The 19,882-nt window shown below is 41.0% G+C and carries 13 protein-coding genes; 9 read left to right on the top strand and 4 right to left on the bottom strand.

Translation table 11 applies throughout. The features are described from left to right. Window positions 1-4: 4 nt before the first annotated feature. From srtB to LI126_RS04740, 5 genes are all read left to right on the top strand, one after another. The gene (srtB, locus tag LI126_RS04760) at window positions 5-751 is read left to right on the top strand and encodes a class B sortase (RefSeq protein WP_227164942.1); all 747 of its coding nucleotides are present in this window, start codon (window positions 5-7) and stop codon (window positions 749-751) included. Window positions 752-807: 56 nt separating this feature from the next. Next, complete coding sequence (locus tag LI126_RS04755) at window positions 808-2,076, top strand: DUF7601 domain-containing protein (protein WP_227164941.1); 1,269 nt, start codon at window positions 808-810, stop codon at window positions 2,074-2,076. Between the two features lie 64 nt (window positions 2,077-2,140). Beyond that, window positions 2,141-2,812, top strand: coding sequence for a Spy0128 family protein (locus tag LI126_RS04750; protein ID WP_227164940.1), 672 nt, complete (start codon window positions 2,141-2,143; stop codon window positions 2,810-2,812). Next, window positions 2,805-8,996 (top strand): SpaA isopeptide-forming pilin-related protein, encoded by a 6,192-nt coding sequence (locus LI126_RS04745; protein ID WP_227164939.1) that lies wholly within the window; start codon window positions 2,805-2,807, stop codon window positions 8,994-8,996. The genes LI126_RS04750 and LI126_RS04745 overlap by 8 nt, the downstream gene beginning before the upstream one ends. Window positions 8,997-9,198: 202 nt before the next feature. Beyond that, window positions 9,199-11,631, top strand: coding sequence for a DUF7601 domain-containing protein (locus LI126_RS04740; RefSeq protein WP_227164938.1), 2,433 nt, complete (start codon window positions 9,199-9,201; stop codon window positions 11,629-11,631). A 62-nt stretch (window positions 11,632-11,693) separates the two neighbouring features. Here the strand turns inward: LI126_RS04740 and LI126_RS04735 are convergent, their stop codons facing one another. Further along, window positions 11,694-12,026 (bottom strand): DUF285 domain-containing protein, encoded by a 333-nt coding sequence (locus tag LI126_RS04735; protein ID WP_227164937.1) that lies wholly within the window; start codon window positions 12,024-12,026, stop codon window positions 11,694-11,696. A 327-nt stretch (window positions 12,027-12,353) separates the two neighbouring features. Here LI126_RS04735 and LI126_RS04730 point away from each other — a divergent pair, with 327 nt between their 5' ends. Continuing rightward, window positions 12,354-13,067, top strand: coding sequence for a TetR/AcrR family transcriptional regulator (locus LI126_RS04730; RefSeq protein WP_081021279.1), 714 nt, complete (start codon window positions 12,354-12,356; stop codon window positions 13,065-13,067). Beyond that, window positions 13,064-15,649, top strand: coding sequence for a leucine-rich repeat domain-containing protein (locus LI126_RS04725; RefSeq protein ID WP_227164936.1), 2,586 nt, complete (start codon window positions 13,064-13,066; stop codon window positions 15,647-15,649). Before LI126_RS04730 ends, LI126_RS04725 begins: the two co-directional genes overlap by 4 nt. Window positions 15,650-16,016: 367 nt before the next feature. Here LI126_RS04725 and LI126_RS04720 read toward each other — a convergent pair whose 3' ends face one another. Then, the gene (locus tag LI126_RS04720) at window positions 16,017-16,715 is read right to left on the bottom strand and encodes a metallophosphoesterase (protein ID WP_055170903.1); all 699 of its coding nucleotides are present in this window, start codon (window positions 16,713-16,715) and stop codon (window positions 16,017-16,019) included. A gap of 23 nt (window positions 16,716-16,738) precedes the next feature. After that, on the bottom strand, window positions 16,739-17,287 hold the full coding sequence (locus tag LI126_RS04715; RefSeq protein ID WP_227164935.1) for an RNA 2'-phosphotransferase: 549 nt from the start codon (window positions 17,285-17,287) through the stop codon (window positions 16,739-16,741). A 106-nt stretch (window positions 17,288-17,393) separates the two neighbouring features. Between LI126_RS04715 and LI126_RS04710 the strand changes: the two genes are divergently transcribed. Further along, the gene (locus LI126_RS04710; RefSeq protein WP_227164934.1) at window positions 17,394-17,573 is read left to right on the top strand and encodes a hypothetical protein; all 180 of its coding nucleotides are present in this window, start codon (window positions 17,394-17,396) and stop codon (window positions 17,571-17,573) included. Window positions 17,574-17,707: 134 nt separating this feature from the next. Continuing rightward, window positions 17,708-18,592, top strand: a complete 885-nt coding sequence (locus LI126_RS04705) for an HNH endonuclease (protein ID WP_055170909.1) — start codon at window positions 17,708-17,710, stop codon at window positions 18,590-18,592. A 262-nt stretch (window positions 18,593-18,854) separates the two neighbouring features. Here LI126_RS04705 and LI126_RS04700 read toward each other — a convergent pair whose 3' ends face one another. Continuing rightward, on the bottom strand, window positions 18,855-19,760 hold the full coding sequence (locus tag LI126_RS04700) for a hypothetical protein (RefSeq protein ID WP_055170912.1): 906 nt from the start codon (window positions 19,758-19,760) through the stop codon (window positions 18,855-18,857). Window positions 19,761-19,882: the final 122 nt, after the last annotated feature.

Genomic DNA, 19,882 nt, shown 5'->3' with positions numbered 1-19,882 from the left:
TCACATGAGCAAGTTTAAAAAAGTTATCCATATCTTAAGTGAGATAGAAGATGCGTTCGTTTTTCTGATCTGTGTTCTACTGTTTCTGATCGGTTTATATGCATTGATCGACAGTTACCTTGTCTATCAACATGCAAATGATACGAGTCTGTTGAAACATAAACCAGGCTATGAAGCGGAAGAAGTTGACAGAGAAATTGTAGGAAATATGGTGGCGTGGGTATCTCTGGAAGGTACGAATATTGATTATCCTGTCATGCAGGGTATTGATAATGAAGAATATCTGAATAAAGATCCATACGGTGATTATTCCCTGTCAGGGTCTATCTTCCTGGACTTTCGGAATCAGCCGGATTTCACAGATTCCTATTCTTTGATCTACGGTCATCACATGGAAGGAAACTATATGTTCGGGTCACTTCATTCTTATCTAAAAGAAGATTTTTTCAAGAAGCATACGAAGGGAGAATTGATCGTTGGGGATACGACCTATGATCTTAATCTCTTTGCTGTTATGAATACGGAAGCGACAGATGATCTGATCTTCTCACCGACAACCTATAAGCTACAAGACATCATCGATCATATAAGAAAGACATCAGAAAATTACAGAAAAGATGTAGAGGAACATCTGACAGAAGATACCCGGATCGTGGCACTGTCTACCTGCAAATATCCGGATTCTGTCTACCGAGTTGTTGTATTCGCAGAACTGACGAATCCACATCCGACAAAAACACATGATAATTAGCAAGAAGTCTACTTGCTTAATTATACGAAACAAAGAAGAAAAAAGGAGAAAAGACTATGAAAAAAAGAACTATTGCAAAAACAGGAGCAACTATGTTAACTATGGCAATGCTGTTGAACGGAACAACAGTATTTGCGGCAGGAACAAATTACGGTACAATTGAAGGAACAAAAACAACTACTTTTGACAAATATCTGGTAATGGACAGTCAAGCAAATGTACCGAATGCAACATTCACATATGCAGTAACAGCAGGTAATGCAAAGGCTTACGATGTTAATGGAAAGCAGTTCCAGGTTCTCGCTGGTGTTGATGCAGATAAGATCACTATGGCAGGAGTTGGAGAAGGCGCTGAGGCAAACAAAATCGTGTTCAAACAGGGCGATAATTCCGATAAACATGACGCAACAAAAGATGCTTATGTAAAGGATCTAGATAGCACAAAACAGAAATATGCTATGAAGACAGCTAAACTTGATTTATCAGCAGTTACATTTACAGAACCAGGTGTATATCGTTATATCATCACAGAGTCCGGTACTAACCAGGCTATTACAAACGATGCTGACCTAACTCGAGTTCTTGATGTATATGTAAATGACGCATCTGCAGATGTTGATGGAACATTTACAAAGAAACTGACAATCGCAGGATATGTATTGCATTCCAATGAAAACGATGAGCCAGACGTAGCAGCTGGAGAGAACGCTGGTTCTACTGGCAAATATGTAGAAACAAAATCCCAGGGCTTTACAAACAGCTATGATACATCTGACCTGACTCTTAGAAAACAGGTTACAGGTAATCAGGCTTCCCGTGATAAATACTTCGAGTTTACTCTGAATATTGATAAGGCACAGCCAAATACAAAATATAATGTTGTTATTGACGACGCAGACGCTACATCAGGAACAAATACAGCAACAATTAAAGCAAATGCTGGACAAGCAAATGTTACATCTATTACAACAGACGCTACTGGTAAAGCAACACAGAAATTCTATCTGCAGCACGGACAGCAGGTAACTGTTCAGGGTATTGCAAAAAATACAGACTATAAAGTAACAGAGAATACAGAAGATTACAAGTCTACAGCGAATACAAAAGACGATCCAGTTGTAACAACAAAGACAAATACAGAAGCCGCACCGGTTGATGGAAAAATCGTATCTACTGACCTTACAACAGGTTACCTCAACACCCGTGCAGGTGTCATCCCAACAGGTGTCATCATGACAGTTGCCCCATTCGCAGCCGTAACATTACTTGGTGCAGCCGGAATGGTAACAATCAAGATGAGAAAGAAAGAGGATGACGCAGAGTAATCCGATAAGGAAGGTAGATAGTATGCAGGGAAGAAACCCTATACGAGAAAGGAGTTATGTACGAATGCATGATAAGAAAAAGAATGTCATAGCGATTACAATACTGGTCATGACACTGCTAAGTGCTGCGGTATGTAACTCCATAAGTGTGGAGGCGGCAGAGCATACAGAAAAGTCGGTAACAGTCAGCATTCCGGTTTCTTGTGAAAAAGTTGATTCGGAAGAAACTTTCCAATATCAGATAAAGGGAGCTCCGTCTGAATTTGAAGAGATAATACAGACGGAGCTGGGACTGAAAAGCGGAGAAAAAGGATATTTCCAGATAAGTTACTCCTATCCGGGAACCTATTACTACACCGTCAGCCAGATTGCCGGGGCGGATAAGAAGACCACGTATGACAGCACAGAATATCAGGTTGATGTCTGTGTGATAGAAAATGAGGAAGGCAAATTATTCGCCCAGCCAATCCTTTATCTGCAAGGGTCGGATGAGAAGAAAGCAGAACTTGTATTCAAAAATACAAGGGAAGCAGAAAAACCGTCTCAGAACAACCCGGATACAGCGAAGGGAAAAACCGAGACCAGACAGACGAGGCAAACCAAACAAAAAGTAAAAACAGGAGATGCGACAGATCTGTTACAGTGGAGTGTAATCCTGGGTGCGTCAGGAATACTTCTGATACTTGCATTTTGGAAGAAATACAGAAGAAGAGGGGAGGAAAAAGAGCATGAATAACAACCAGAATCCATCAGATAAAAGAAAATGGTATCGAAGGATTTTAAGCGTTTGTCTGATCATGGCTATGGTCAACAGCTCTATCCTGCCACATTTTGAACACATCGGTCAGGTTCAGGCGGAAGAAATAGATCCGGAAGAAGTAGATGCAGTAGATGCAGTGCCAGAGGATGAAACGCCGGAAAATGACAACTTACAGGAACAGTCTGAAGTGCAACCACAGGAAGCACAGGAGAGCCAGAAGCCACAGGAAACTACAGCAGATCAGGAACAGGTACAGCCGGCCAATGTTCTGCAGGCAGATAATACAGCACAGCGAGAAGAACAGGAAGAGAAACAAAAAGAAGATGCACAGCAAAAGATCAGTCCGGAACTGTCTGTGACACTGACAGCGCAGACAGACTTTCCGGAAGATGCTGTCGGAAAGATCAATGTCTTAGAGGGAGAAGGTCTTGACAATCTGAAGAAGTCTTTAAACCTCTATCTTGAGAAAGACAAACAAGAACTTTTGGAAGTGAACCTTCCAATGGAGATCGGCTTTGTAAATGAAGCCGGAGAAGAACAGGAAAAGAAAGAACAAGTAACAGTAACCATAACACCAGGTGAGGAAGAACTTTATCAGCAGTTGAAAGCACTGAATCAGGAGGAAAAGTTACTTCTTTATCATCAGAAAAAAACAGAAGAAGGAAATGAATGGGAGAAACTGGACTACCAGTTTTATGATAAGACAGAGGATGCTCCTGCGTACATTGAATTCAAAACAGAGAGCATGAGTCCATTCCTGTTTGTAGAGACAACAGAGAAACAGGAAGAGGAGAAAAAAGAGGAGAAAACAGAGGCACCAAAACTTCAGAAAAGTCCTTCCGGTACAGTGGCAGGAGAAACAGCTTCCGTGGCTTCGGAAGATAAAGTAAATGTGGAGCAGCTTAATGTCGTTTTTTCAGATGGAGCTACGAAGAATTCAGCCAGTCAATGGGTATGGAATCCGACAGAATCGGCATCAGGACATCTGTTTGTCTATAATCTGTCTTATTTTGTTTCAGACGAGCCGGGAGCATTGAGATTCGAACTTCCGCTGCACATCTTAAAAGACAGGGATGGAAACTGGGCAGATACATTCGAATGTCCGTATCTCTTAAAGTCAGAAGTGCAGGAAGGGGATGACATAGACTTTGTCTATGAGATTGATGAAGAGAATAATAAAGTAATCATTTCTAATTATAAAAAAACCACTACAAATGCAGGTTATATCGAAGTTGGATACAGTACGACGAAATCCACATTAGATTATAAAGATATGGAACCATCTGATAAGATGACCGCTTCGATTCAGGTAAAGGGAACAAATGGGACCAGTGATGAGAAAACAGCGACAGGTGATCCGGTATATATAGATACCCATGCTACGATTGCATGGACACAGAAAATGCCAAATCCGTCTTATTATAGCGAATGGCAAAGCGGATGGGGAGACAAACCGGCAGATGCGGAACAATATTATTATCTGGTGTGGGAAATTCGAAGTTCTGTCAACAAGATTACGTCCCCTTATACGTTTCAGTTGGATGATTCGTTCACGGATCTGTCAGGAGACGTGGTGGGGTATAAATTCTCAGGACAAAGTACATTTACAAAGAAGAATACCTCAGAAAACAACCGCTGGGATGGAACCCGTTATGACTATGTACTGACCCGTTATAGCAAAACACAGGCAGATGAGAAATTGGAAACAGATAAAAATTATACGCTCTCCAATAAGATCAAAGCAACTGTGACAGCAACAGACGGAAAGGATTCTTCAACCACAGCGGATGCCTCACAGACATGGACCTATAAGAACCAGGAGAAGAATGATCCGGGTTACGAGATTCCAACTGCGGGACTGTACTCAGAGAAATATGGTATCTATGGTCAGGACTCAAGAGTATATTCTTCACAGGATATCTCAGATTATACACTGGATGAACTTGTCAGTGAAACGAAAGAATCCATAGATCCATTAAAATTTAGTATGTCCATGACAGGATATCCGTATCCATACACGCTAGAGGAAGGGAAAGAACCAGGAACAGAAGCAGATGCACTGGCAGGTCATTATGGTAAGAAGAAGGTATCTTATAAGCTTGTTGATGATACCTTATCTCTGGAAGGAACATCACTCAACGATGAGGACTATGATATCCTTGGAATCCGGTGGAGCGCAAAGATGCGTACTGCTACCTATAACGAAGATAAGAAAAGTTTTACAGAAACAGCGATTCAAAACTACAAAGACGAAGACAAAATAACAATTGAAGTTCGTACCGGTACAAAAGATGGGGCTAATGCATGGAAAAAAGCAGCGGTCTACAGTATGAAGACAGGCAGCTATGAATCTACAGAGAGCACGTTGGTAACGGATAGTTCCGGCGGAAATCTGACATTCGCAGCCGGAGTCAAAGGAGTACGGTTATCTTGTGCGAATGCTTACTACTATACCACTCTGAATATGGATCTGTCCGTCTCTTTGAAAGGAACAGCGAATGTCCTTGGAATCATCGGAGAAAAAACGAAGGTCGAGCTGAACAATCAGGCAGAAAGCACGATGCAGCAGGGAGAGAGAATTATCTTTCAGAGAACGCGGAGCGGATCAGACTACATTCAGAAGGTGATATCGACCTCCGATATACGAAAAGATATCACACAGACAAAAAATGATAAACGCAAGAAACGGTATCTTGTAAACTGGCGTGTGCAGGTGCAGGAGCGTTATACAGATAATGACGGATCACATTATTTACGTCAGGATGCCGGTACTTTCTATGATCTGCTTCCGGCAGGGGCAGCGCTGACAAGAAGCTCTGTTGAAGTGCAGGCTTCCGGGTCAAAATTAAATGACGGAAATTATAACATTACATTAAAAGAAAATTATAAGGATACAGGACGCACGTTGGTGACGATACAGATCAAAGAGCCAACTACAACAGGGTATCAGGTTTCTTATCAGACCTCACATGATTATGATGCGATCCAGGATCACGGCAAAAATCTGTTGAATTCAGCAGCATATGAGACTGGGAATGCGAAAATCGCGAGTGGATCGCCGGATGATGGTGGTTCGATCACAGAAAAGAATCTGATGGCAGGACTGGATGCCGCTTCAAGTGGAAATAAATTCCTCTATGCAGAAGCCAGACATTATATCCATGTTCTGATGGCAGGAAACAATGGTCTGAAAAAACAAGTCAAGAATGAAAAAGAAGACGAGTATCGGAACGAATCTTATGTGAACCAGGGTGGAAACTATTCCTACAGGATCCGTGTGGCGAACAATAAAGTGACCCGCTGTAAAAATCTGATCTTCTATGATTCACTGGAAAGTTATTATAATTCATCGGGACAGACTACAGAAGTAAAAGTATCCGACTGGAAAGGAACACTTACAGGAATCGATGTCTCTACATTAAGAGAGAATGGAATCCAGCCGGTTGTATACCTGTCAACCGTGGATCGGATGAATCTCAATCAGCATCATGATCTGACAGAAAAACAGGAAGATGGAACACTGGTATGGATTGAATATAATGAATTCTTAAAGACGCATAAGCTTGAGGATGCACATGCTGTCGCAGTCGATGCAAGCAAGAAGACAGATGGATCAGAATTTATTCTGGAAGGACAGAAGTCTCTTTCCTTTACCCTTTATATGAAAGCACCAGAGTCAGACAGCACGAATGATGCGGATCCGGTGGCTTATAATAATATCTATATGCAGCAGAACTTTCTCCACGGAGAAGACGCAACTTCAGCAGGAACACCGCAGTTCTTACATCAGGATTATACTTCGCTGCATTACCGTGTGACCGGAGATATTAGGCTGAAAAAGGTGGATGAGACAGATGATACAATTCCTGCATCCGGAGCGACCTATCTGCTTCGCGGAACTTCTGATTACGGAACAACCTACGAGACTACGAAGGTATCTGACCGAAACGGAGAATTCAGCTTTACAGAGATTGAGAAAGGAACCTACGAACTCTTAGAAACAGCCTGTACGAATGACTGGTTATTAAACACAACCGTCTACACTGTGAAGATTGACGGAAAGGGAACTGTAACAATGCCAGGACAGAGCCATGATGCAAACGGACAGTTCCTTGTAAAAGATGCACCTCGTATTCATGGAGATCTGCACTTTAAGAAAATAGACAGCATTACAGAAAATCCAATCAATGATGTGGAATTCCTTCTGACCGGAACGTCTGATTATGGAAACGATGTATTCCAACAGGCGGCATCCGAAGGAAAAGATGCAGGAAAATATGACGCCGGCGAGGTGACATTCAATAACCTGGAACTTGGAACATACAAGCTTTCTGAGACAAAGGCGAAAGATGGTTATATCTTAAGCCGGACAGAATGGACGGTTCAGGTGAATGAAAGCGGTATGGTAATCCTTCGTAATCCGGATGGAAGCGAAGTGAAGAGAGATACAGACAGTACTTACACGATCACAAACGAACCACTGCACAGTATCCGGTTTATAAAGACCAGCACTTATGGAACAAATAATTATCTGGAAGGTGCAGAATTCTCCTTGACCGGAATATCCGATTACGGAACGAATACAGACAAAACAGGAGTATCTGGCAGTGATGGAATCGTAACGATCAAAGGGCTGGAGTCGGGAACTTATCAGCTGAAAGAGACAAAGGCACCGGAAAACTATGAATTAAATACAACGATTTATACCGTTGTTGTAAAGAGTAATGGGGACTTTACGATCGATGGACTTCAAAAGATAACAATAAGTTCAGCACAGATCTATGATTTCAAAAATATTCCGACAGGAGGAGTGGTAAAGCTTACAAAAATCTGGAAAGACAGTAAGACAAATGCTCAACGAGAGATTCCGAATATGACAATTTCCACGAAGAAACCGTCGAAAGATCTCAAAGGATATACGATTACCTTTGATGCAAATGGAGGAACCTTTGCAGGTGGTGTGACTATAAATGAGATGGTATATTCAGCAGATGGAAGTTTAGTGAGTGGAACATATGCTTTACCAAAACAAGAAGGAAATAGTTTCATTGGATGGTATACACAGGAAAAAGATGGAACAAAATATGAGGTGGATAAGTCAGGAAATCCTGTTAAAAACTTAACAGAGGATATCACCGTCTATGCTCACTATAAGCCACCGATGAAATATGCAGTAGCAATCTATGGAATCTGTGTGGATGATGTATATGATGAAGCAACTGGTAATATCTCAAAAGGAGGATTAACCTTTGGCCCGGCACTGGGAGAGAATTATGTACAGCGCTTTAAGAACCATAATCCAAGTGGAATAACAGAGGCAGGACATGAGCATCGTTGTGTACATAATGATAATTGGAACACGATTATCGAATGGAATAAGACAGATCCATACGTATATGAAGATTGTATTAAAGAAGGTTGTACTCACAGCGTAGCACTTAGTAAAAATACAACAACGACGATCTTAAGTGAACAATTTGATCCTATCATGGAAACCGGAGATGGTCCAAGCACCTTGTACTATGAACTTGTAACAAATAAAGGAACCTGTTTTGAAAATCTGAGATGGCATCCAAATGGCGGAACTTATGGAACCAACACAGATGGATGGGGAGCGACCAGGATCCGTGCAATGCTAAACGGTGCAGACGATTTGACCGACAAAGGAGAGAATAACTACAGTAATAATGCATCAAGTGATGTGAATAAGTCTGCAAACATTTATACACCATATAACTGTCTGTTCGCAACCTTCCCGCAAGAACTGCAGGCTGCAATCGGAAAGCGTAAAGTGAAGTATGATTCCGTAAATAATCAGAAGAATGAAGATAATCTAAAAACAACAAATGATAAACTGTGGTTATTTAGTTCAAATGAAGTGGCGGATATGATAAGCTATAGTGTTTATAACCATCCATTAGAAGGCAGTGTATATAAGAAGTTTAAATATACATTCGAAGGCGTTGAATATGCAAGAAGACCATGCATTGCAAACTCAATCACTGGAAACGCAATCGGTGGTTTTTTTGGGGCGTGGCTGCGCTCGTCGTATGAAGGTCTTAATCAAAAAGTGCTGATGCTAGGTAAAGCGGGCCCCGTCAGCTCTAGTAATGCGTACTACACCTATGGTGTTTCAGTCGGCTTCACGCTTGAGCGATGACACGAGTCATCAAAAAGTGTGGCACGATATGGGGAGAAGCAATTTACCAGGGATGCGGGGCATAGTCCCCGTATCCCGACGAGAAGGAAGAAAAGAGGGACCGCCCGTAAGGGCGGCGAAAAATATGGCGAAAAAATATCAAAGACCGGTATCAACAGGAAGGGAATATGTGGATACGGCAAGGGAAAGAAGTTGATAGAAATTGAAAAAAAGAGACAAACCATTCCGATTATCAAAAAAGATACTGGAATGTCTCGCAGTGATCCTGCTTCTAGGGATGACCACATTCGCGGCATCCGGTGGTGTACCCGGTACTACGACGACGTATTCAACAGAAGGGAGTACTTCGGCAGAGGATGCGACATATAGTACAACAGGAGGCACCTGGGTTAAAGTAGATGAGAACACCTGGACGATGGATACGGATAGCAATGTAGGAGTAGATGTCACTCTGGTGAAAAAAGGAGATCAGTGGGAATATCTGTTCCAGACAAAAGATCCGGGTGCAGTGTATTATGGATGGGAAGAGAAAGTTCCGGATGGATATAAGGTGGTTGGAAAGGGCGAACGAAAGGATCCAGCTATAAGTAATCAGTCAGATTTCTCCATCACCAACGAAGAGGAAACCGTTACAGAGCCAGAATATGGTTCCCTAAAGCTTTCGAAAGTCGTTGCCGGTAAGGGTGCTGATTCATCACAGAATTTCCTCTTTGAGATCAATCTGACATCTACGGATTCTACGCTTAGCGATAAACTAAAAGGAAGCACCACATTTGGTGACGTGAATTTCAAAGATGGAAATGCAACCGTTTACTTGAAGGATAAAGATGTTGTTGAACTAAGGAATATCCCGGCTGGTGTTACATGGAAGATCAAAGAAAAAGCGACAGAGGGATATAAGACAGAAGTGGCTGTAGGAACTTATCCTGCGACAGAGAACGACACTTCAACAGGAGAGATTCAAAAAGATGTAACAACAGAAGTGAAATATACGAATACAAAGATTAGTTCCAATCCGGGTGGAGGAGAGACACCGGAAGACCCGACAGGTTCTTTCAAGGTAAAGAAAGTGGTTGAGAATGGAAGAGATACAGATGAATTCTATTTTTCAGCTGCACTCACAGGACTGAAGGCACAGAAGAGTTATACGGTAAATATTACAAGTGCTGATACTTCTATAAGAAGTCAATCAATAACTTCAAATGCTGCCGGAACAGCTTATGTAGAATTCCAGTTAAAGAATGGAGAAACCGCTGAATTTGTCAATCTTCCAATCGGAAGCAACTATCAGATCAAGGAAGCTGCGAATGATTATACAGCATCCTATGCGATTGCAGATGAAAAGAGTCCGGCGAATCTGATTGCAGTCATGAGTCAGAACCAGAATTATGAATCAAATAAGGAACTGGCTACACAGAAAGAGACACTGGATGCAAATGAAAGGGCAGTGATCACATTTACCAACAGAAAACCGGCACCGAAAACGGATACGGTAGATATTGAAGTCGAGAAAAGCTGGGAAGACAATAACAATTCAGAGAAGCTTCGCCCGTCTGAGATTACAGTGCATCTATACCAGAGTACATCGAAAGATGAAGAAGGTGACATGATCGCCACTGCAAAGTTAGACGAGTCGGGTGGATGGAAGACTACTTTTAAAGACATGGATAAATTTCCGGTCAATAGTAAAACCCCATACATTTATACAGTCAAAGAAGATCCGGTATCTGGATATGAATCTAAGATTACAGGGGAAGATACAACAACCGGCAAAAAATATACCATTATTAATAAGTTGTCCACAGTAGAAACTGGAGACCTGATGTTGTCCAAGATAGTCGATGGCGATGGAGCCGACACAGAGAAAGAATTCCGTTTTGAACTTATCATGAAGACAAAGGACGAGAAACCGCTTCAGGGAAGTTTTGCTTTAGACAGTGGGAAGGGCAAAGGCACGAAGACAGGAACCATTTATTTTGATGAAGACGGAAAGGGAAGCATTTCCTTAAAACACGGAGAATCCGCTTATATTACCGGATTGCCGGAGGGTGCGATATATGATGTAAAAGAAACAGCATATGAAGATTGGACTCCTTCTTTGTTAAACAATACTGCCTGGAGGGGCAAAATCAAAAAAGATACGTCATCAGAAATCAAAGTGAAGAATACCTATGAAGCAAAACGCCAGTTAACGGTCGAAAAGACGGTAGAGGGAAGCATGGGAAGCAAGACAAAACAATTCCAATTCCAACTTAAGTTGACAGCTCCGGAAGGACAAGTCTTGCCGACAGAATTGGAGTATACAAAAGGTGACGAGACTAAAACGATGCAGCTTAAGAATGATGTGTACGAATTCACATTGGCACATGAGGAGACTATAGTCATCAAAGGAATTCCTTCCCAAAGTACTTATACAGTTACCGAGGTAGACGGTGAATCAAACGGGTATACAGTAACTCAGAAGAATGCTACAGGAACAATAAAAGCCGATACAACCGTTTCATTTGTAAATACAAAGAACGGATCAGTCCCGACACTTGCAGATATGAACACGAAGATACCATTCGTGCTTGTGATTCTTGCAATTGGAGGAGTTGGATTCATTTTGTGGAAGAAACGGAAGGAGACAAGATAGTAAAGAGCTGTTGCTATGTGCAACAGCTCTCTTTAAGAGACGAGGGTCTGTCGCCTCTCGTATTATTCCCATGTAATTTTCGTACCTGAATGAGTACTTGTAAATTTTGCTTTGAGATCTGGATTTGCCTTTATAGTTGTTGAAGTGTTTGTATCCATCATAAAATTCCAATTTTTTGACTTACTGATATCAAAAGAACTTAAATCTAAGTATTTCAAACTAGAACAACCAAAAAACATATATTTCATATTTTCTACATTACTTGTTTCAAAATATTTTAAATTTATTTCTTTTAATGATATACATTGATCAAACATACTAGCCACATTAGTACATTCATCAGTATAGAGATTTTCAATATTTTTTATTTCAATTAACTTAGTACAATAAGACAACCATGAACATTATTTCTACCTGTTAGTGAAATAGAAATAGATGGGAATGAACATAATAATCTCTTTATTGTAGTAGGTGAAAAATAAACATTATGAAGTGGAATCATAAAGTTCATTTTGCAATAAAGTCTAATTAAAAAAATAGTGAACTTTATACGTAAACCCTTGTGGTTGCTGACTTTTGTAGCAAAATTGATATAGTTCACGATTTTTAAGTTATGTAAAGTAAAAATGGAGCTTGACGATTAATCGTCAGGCTCTTTTTATATTGTCTTTTTGTACTTGCTGTGATATTATTAGTATAAATACTAAAATATTTGAAGAGAGGTGATATATTTGCGAAGAGACAGCAGCGAAACAAAGAGGAAAATACTGACCGTATGCGTCCGTCTCTTTTTGGAGCAGGGGTATAAAAACACCACTGTCAGTCAGATTGTGGACGAGGCAGGTGTGGCAAGGGGAAGCTATTTGAATCTGTTTCCTACCAAGGACAGAATTTTGCTGGAATTGACCGAAACGATGTTCGGCGGACAGTTCGGTGTGGCAAGAAGCATTGCAGACAGCAAGCTGCCACCGGTTTATGCCTATGCGGTGGAAACGGCGATCCAACTGACACTGACCGAGCTGAATGAGAACCTGAGGGAAATCTACATTGAAGCTTATTCCCTGCCCGATACGTCGGAATATATTTACTTGCATACTACGGCAGAGCTGAAGCAGATTTTCGGTGAAAATTTTCCCGATGATACCGAGAGCGATTTTTATGAGATGGAAATTGGCACGGCGGGATTGATGCGCAGCTATATGGCGAGAAAATGTGATATTCATTTTCCGTTGGAACGCAAGCTCAGTCGCTTTTTGACGGCAGCAATGAGAGTATATCGTGTGCCAGAGGAAGAACAGGCAAAGGTGCTTGCCTTTATTCAATCACTGGATATTAAAGCAATTGCTACAGAGGTTATGTATAAGCTGTTTGCAATGCTGGAAATGAAATACGATTTTAAGCTGTCAAAGAATAGTGAAATGGGGGGAACAAGATGAGAAAACGATTATTCAGTATCCTGCTTGCTCAGTGCATGGTGCTCTGTCTTGTGCCGACCACGGCATTTGCCGAGAGCGAGACGGAAGAAACACCTGTATGCACCTGCGAAACGGCTTGCACGGAAGAAACAATGAATGCAGAGTGCCCTATCTGCGGCGCAGAGGGAGCTTTGGCGGAAAACTGTGGAAAATATGTCGAACCAGCAGCCGAGGGTGAAGAATCCCAGCTGGAAGGAGAGAAAACTCAGGAGAAGCAGGACAGCGATATGCCGGATACACAATCCGAAGCAACTCTAGCACAGATGAGTGGCGAAGGAGAGAATGGCATCGCTGTTCAGAGTGCCGGTGTTGCTATTGACAATACCAACTTTCCGGATGCAAATTTCCGCAGCTTTGTTGCTTCTTCGTTTGACGAGGACAACGACAATTATTTGAGCGATACGGAGATCAATGCGGCCGAGAATATAAACTGCGCAAAAAAAGGAATCAGCGATCTTACCGGTATCAGTCATTTTACAGCATTGAAGTCTCTTAAATGCTTCAATAACCAATTGACCGCTCTGGATGTCAGTAAGAATACGGCGTTGACTTATTTGGACTGCGACTATAACCAATTGACCGCTCTGGATGTCAGTAAGAATGTGGCGTTGACGAAATTACACTGTTGGGGCAATTCGCTGACTAAATTGGATGTCAGTAAGAATACGGCGTTGACTTCTTTGGACTGCGGCGCAAACCAGTTGACAACGCTGGATGTCAGCAAGAATACGGCACTGACTTATTTGGACTGCAGAAGCAACCAATTGACCGCTCTGGATGTCAGCAAGAATACGGCGTTGACTGATTTGGCCTGCAGAAGCAACCAATTGACCGCTCTGGATGTCAGCAAGAATACGGTGCTGACTTATTTAAACTGCTACGCAAACCAGTTGACCGCTCTGGATGTCAGCAAGAATACGGCACTGACTTATTTGGACTGCAGAAGCAGCCAATTGACCGCTCTGGATGTCAGCAAGAATACGGCGTTGACTTATTTGGACTGCGGAAACAACCAATTGACATCTCTAGATGTCAGCAAGAATACGGCGTTGACTGATTTGGACTGCAGAAACAACCAATTGACCTCTCTGGATATCAGCAACACAGATATGAGTGGTCTGGATTGTGACGGTAATATCTACCAGATCGTTGTTGGCAATGACCGCACATTTGACCTTTCCACCTTGCCGGGAAACTTCAACGTTGCCAAGACAAGCGATTGGAGCGGTGGGACAGTAAGTGGAAACACGCTGACAGTGGATAGTGACCAAGATAGCGTTACATACAAATATGATTGTGGAAAGAATAGACGAAGAACCTTTACCTTGAAGTGCGTCAAGTCTGCGGACTACACCAAAGTTGATGAAGCCATTAAGAAGGCAAATGCTTTGAAGAAGGACAACTACAAGGATTTCACTGCCGTGGAAACCGCCGTTAAGTCTGTTGTTCGTGGTAAAAGTATTACGGAGCAGAGCGAAGTGGATGCAATGGCGAAAGCGATCGAAGATGCGATTGAAGCCCTGCAATATAAGGATGCTGACTACACCAAAGTTGACGAAGCCATTGCCAAGGCGAATGCACTGAATAAGGACGACTACAAGGATTTCTCCGCTGTAGAATCCGCTGTCAACGCTGTTGTCCGTGGTAAGAACATTACCGAGCAATCCGAAGTAGATGCAATGGCAAAGGCAATTGAAGATGCGATTGCAGCCCTGCAATACAAGGAAAAGCCGAAGATCTGCAAGGGCGGCAAGGAAGTGAAGATTTCCAACGGCGCGCACGAAATGCGCATCCACGGCAAGAGCTACGGCACGTTTACCTTCGCGTGGGTAAATGACAAGGCGGGCTGGTCGATTCAGAATGCCGACGGCAAGTACCTGTCCTTTGACAACGGCAAGCTGGTTTTGCGTGACACGGCGTATGTTTGGAAGTATGACGCGAAGTTCTACACGACGACGGAAGAAAAGACAAGCTCCGGCTGGGGCTGGTGGGGCTGGTGGGGTCGTCCGAGCACCAAGGTGACCAACTGGTATCTCGTCGGTGACGGAACAGACCTGTCGATTTCCAAGTCGGACACAAACGCGGATGTGAAGCTGTATGACGCGATGGAATCCACGGAGCACAGCTTCGGCAAGTGGACGCCTGCGGAAGATGGCAAGCACACAAGAACCTGCACGATCTGCGGCGCGACCGAGACCGGCGACTGCACCTATGAAAACGGTGCGTGCACGGTTTGCGGCGCACTGGATCCGGACAATGCCAGCGTTTCGGTCAGCGCGACCGTAACCAAGCGCACCTCCGGCGGTGGCGGCTGGTGGTGGTGGAACCGCCCGACGACCACAACGTGGGAGGCACGCATCACCGCAACTGGTACCGGCGTGGATATTGATAAGGTGGAGTATTCCGACGATGGGAAACATTATCTCACCGGCACGAGCTTTACCAGCGACACGGAAATTACCAAGTTCTATATCCGCGTGACGGATTCCAAGGGCAATGTCACCAATTGGCTGTATGAGAATGGCAAGGTGACGCAGAAGTAACGACTGACAGCTACCTGACCCGCGTGGAAAAGGTAAGCGCCTAACCTTTACCTTGGGGTGTGTCCAGTCTGCCGACTACGCTAATGTTGATGAAGCCATTGGCACAACGGTTGTCAGTAGAAAGAAAAAGTAAAACAGATAATGGAATAGCATTCCTTTGTTCCATCTTCCGAGCAATTAATTCAGTTGATTCTGGAGATAAAATGTAATTAACAATAAGTTTTTAAGGTAACTGATCACAGATGAAATGAACAAATAAACTCCAGAGAGAATTACAGAGAAGACACCAAAAGCGGAACTTTGTTCCGCTTTTGTGTTTGAAAGAGAGGAAAATCCATTCGTGAGAGGATTTACGTTCATTAGGAAATTATGGCAGTATCAATTCAGGTTTGAAATTTAAATAGTCTCCGGAAACAAGTTTATACTCAATCCCGTCTACGTATCCTTTAAAGCTGTCATCAAAGCGTTCCTCCCCATGACAATGTGAATAGATTACTTTGGAAACATTATACTCTAAAGCTATTTTTGTGAATGGACTATCCTGTTCACCGATTGTTGTCGGCGGATAATGCAGGAATATGATAAATTTATCATAGCCGGCAGTGCGGGCAGCTTCGAATGATACGCGAAGCCTATCTATCTCGCGAGTACGAAGTTTTAAAAAATGTTCTATCGAATCTTTTCCTTCATAACAATATCCTTTTGTTCCAACAAGTGCATAATCCTGATAGTTATAGAAATTATTTTGTAGGAACTCGAGCTTTCCTTGAAAGAGATTGTTGAGCTTTTGTGTTTTTTTTGCATCCCAGAACATGTCATGATTTCCGCGGAGAAGAATCTTACGCCCTGGTAGATTTATGATAAAGTTTAAATCTTCCTGTGCTTCATCTAAATTCCGTCCCCAAGAATGATCTCCGGTAAGTACGATGGTATCTTTGGATGTTATTTTCTTTTTCCAGTTCTTTTCTATCTTAGCAACATGATTCTTCCAACGTCGGCCGAAAATATCCATAGGTTTATTGTTTGAGAAGGAGAGATGTAGGTCTCCCATAGCATATAAACTCACGTTAAAGCACCTCCCTGTCTATATTAATTAGCATGAGAACAAATCTTCCTAAGGTATTGTATTGGCACAGATTTTGTGAGCCATACACCGTTTACAGACTGATAAAATTCATATCCGTCTATATACATTTTATGTGATAAAACTTCATAAATAATGGGCTTTCCATGTCTTTTACCAACAGTGATTGCTGTGTTTTCGTTATCTGATAAATGGACATATAAGCGACTTTTCGAAATTAGTCCGTTTTCATCAATGGATGAAACGTATTTTTTTCCTGTCCCGTGATATAACACTGCAGGAGGTTCTTTCTTGAGAAGTTCGACATCAACAACAATGGAATGCCCCTGATTTGCCCGGATTAGAGTCCTATCTTTATTAAATGAATATCGCTGCTTATTATCTGTTTTAACAATTTCTTCCAGTGTATCCATGTCGATAGGATGTGTTTTTGACATACCGATTAAAAGTTCTTCGACAGAAGCCCAGCCATGTGTATCCAATGTGATTCCAATCTTTTCTGGATGATGTCGTAAAATCAAACTCAAAAACCGACTTGTTTTATTTAGATCCATTTGTCATACCTTCTTCCGTAATCTGACGTTTGCGTTTCTGTTTGCTTAACTGTATAAAATTTATTATACTATTCTTACAATATTTTTCGCAATGAAAAGGATGTGTATGAATACAATGTTTGATTTATCTTACAGAATCGAAGAGCGCGGTATAGAAAAAGGTATAGAACTAGGACGTTTGAGCCTTATTCGGCATATGCTTTCGCAGCAAATGCCAGTAGAGGATATCAAGAAGTATACAGGTGCTTCAGATGAAGAAATTAAAAAGGCTGAAGAAATGTCATAACTTTCCTTTGATTCTCGTGGTTTGTCATATCATAATTTATACTTGAGCAAAAAAAAGCACATCATTGAAAAATTGTCCTTTGCTTGCTATAATGTTAGCAGTTTTAATTATTATGAAATACAGGTGAGTTATCAATGAAACAAGCTCTAAACGATAGTATTCTTTTTGTAGTTTTAGTAGTAATAATAGTAGCTTTAGTTATAACACTTATAGTTTTAATAATACAAGCAATCTGCAGGTCTGTGGCTGATAATTATATAGATAAGAATAGAAGAAGCTTATTTAATAAAACAAGACCCTTATCAGATAAGTGTGTTGAGGCAGGAAACAAGTTGTTAAATGAACTACGGACTTATTGGGCATATATAGATGAATTAGGACTTGATCAAGAATATACATGTTCCAGTTCAGTAGTATCAAATGCTTCTAATAACGTAGTTAAATATTTGATCAAATATAGCGATATCGGATATGATCAAGATACTCTCGAAAAAATTGATTTTTGTATTAGATATTTGCATTTATATGAACAAATGATGGATGATATGGAAATATTGGAAGATGATATAAGTGAGTATTTACCAGCACATGTGAGAATGTTTGCATTAAAAAATAAAATACCTTATAAAGTATGTGATATATCTTACAAACTGGCAGAGAATGTGGAACCAGAGTTTTCATTTTTATATGTAAGTCCAGCGGGTAGAAGTGAGAGAGCATTTGATATTAATATTACACCATCATTGCTTTCGAAGGTTGAGTCAGAAATATATAAAAAGCTGGACAAAAAAGGGTTCTCTACGACACAGAGACAGATGATGACCAACGATTTACGTGAGGCAATAAAGAAAAGGGATAATTATACGTGCTGTATATGTGGTAATAGCGTATTTAATGAACCAAATTTATTACTTGAAGTCGATCATATTGTCCCAATTTCTAAAGGTGGGAAAACGGAAGCTAGTAATTTACAAACTCTTTGTTGGAGATGCAATAGGTCTAAAAGTAACAAAATGTGACAATAAGGCGACGGAATAATAGTATCTGTCGCCTCTCGTATTATTCCCATGTAATTTTTGTACCTGAATGAGTACTTGTAAATTTTGCTTTGAGATCTGGATTTGCCTTTATAGTTGTTGAAGTGTTTGTATCCATCATAAAATTCCAATTTTTTGACTTACTGATATCAAAAGAACTTAAATCTAAGTATTTTATAATATGATGATACGGATGTAAAGTTTCAGCAAGTCAATGAGTGCCATCCCTAGAGTTTGGACTTTTTTAAAGTCCAAACTCCTTCAATAATTTTTTCTGATATTCTCGGTCTGCAGCTGCTTTGAGAATCTCATCAGTTCTGTTAAGTTCGGACAATTTCAAAATCAGTTGATTAATCCTGTTTTCTCCAAGAGATTCCCCTTCTTTTATGCCTTCTCTTATCCCTTCTTCTCTTTTTTCATCTAATTCATCTTTCATTAATTCTAATAACGCATTACACATATCTCGTTTTCCCTCCTTTAGCCGATTCTCGTTTGCTTTTACTATGATCTCCATAACAGCCTGATACAGCTGATCTTCTTTGTTCTTTTTATAATCCTCTAAAAGCCGTCTTGTGACAGACATGTCTTCCAGAGTATCTGTCAAACTATATAACCAGAGATTTTTCTCCGGCGATAATCGATTTGTTACAAGAATCTGAATCGGTAAGATATCTCCAATTACATAATAAATCCCTTCTTCCGGATTATCAATAATGTAGTGGCGGACTTCTTTCAAATGTCGGATCAGTTCTCTTGGATATCGTTTTGACACTAAGGTGATTGTCAGCTCCTGGATCGGAATTTCATTTACCTTCCCTGTATCTGCTTTATAAAAATTTGTATATCCATATACCTTATAGAAATCGTCCACGGAAAGGGAATCGGATGGTGATTTATATTCGATGATATTATACTTACGGAATATTTTCCCAATATTTTTATGGATCGGTTCCGCATTCTTCTTTTTAATGATCAACACATCAATTGCCATTGGCTTTGAACTTAATAGATACTCCCGTTCAAATTTTAATTTTTCTTTTTCTTCTCTGAATTCAATCTGCAAGTCTGCATAAAATGCTGGATGCCACTGAAGCAGCTTTCCATCTGCCGGTTGCTGTTCTTCCGGCAATTGTTTTCTCTTTTGTTTCATCTAAGAGACCTCCTTATGTGATTTTTCACAGAAGTTCTCTCTTCATCAGAAAACCTCTGCTTTAAATAATGGATTTTAAAAGCATGAATTTTCTGATTTGACAGGTGTATTCTACCTGTAAT

The organism is Mediterraneibacter sp. 210702-DFI.5.30, assembly GCF_020560115.1.
Taxonomy (GTDB): domain Bacteria; phylum Bacillota; class Clostridia; order Lachnospirales; family Lachnospiraceae; genus Mediterraneibacter; species Mediterraneibacter faecis.
Note: the sequence above shows the minus strand (reverse complement) of the source record. Positions and strands in the feature narration are given on the sequence as shown.